Origin of the sequence: Caballeronia grimmiae, from assembly GCF_000698555.1 — a bacterium.
Classification (GTDB): Bacteria; Pseudomonadota; Gammaproteobacteria; order Burkholderiales; family Burkholderiaceae; genus Caballeronia; species Caballeronia grimmiae.
Genome location: NZ_JFHE01000145.1, coordinates 1 through 479, shown reverse-complemented (window position 1 = coordinate 479; position 479 = coordinate 1). Strand labels below are relative to the sequence as shown.

General features: G+C 50.9%; 1 protein-coding gene. It reads left to right on the top strand.

Features of this window, described 5'->3' with window-relative positions; all coding sequences use genetic code 11:
* Positions 1-479, top strand: a 479-nt coding sequence (locus tag BG57_RS31015) for an IS3 family transposase (RefSeq protein ID WP_035971173.1), incomplete at both ends; no start/stop codon positions are given.

Here is a 479-nt window from a genome sequence, read left to right as displayed (position 1 = left end):
CTCGTCAGTTCGAGGCTGAGCAACCGAATCAGAAATGGGTGACGGATGTCACCGAGTTCAAAGTGGCCGGCAAAAAGCTGTACTTGTCCCCAGTTTTGGACTTGTACAACGGAGAAATCGTGGCCTATCAGACGGCAATACGTCCCCAATATGCCTTGGTGGGCGAGATGCTGGAAAAAGCTATTGAAGGCTTACCTGAGGGCGGCAAGCCAATGCTGCATTCAGATCAAGGCTGGCACTATCGATATCCAAAGTACCGGGAGAGGCTAGAAAAAGCAGGGCTGGAGCAAAGCATGTCACGCAAAGGAAACTGCCATGACAACGCCACAATGGAGAGTTTCTTCGGCACGCTGAAGTCAGAGTTCTACTATCGGGAAAGCTTTGAAAGCGTGGAGCAGTTGCAAGCGGGGCTGGATGAGTACATCCATTACTACAACCATAAGCGAATCAAAGTGAAGCTTGGCGGACTGAGCCCTGTA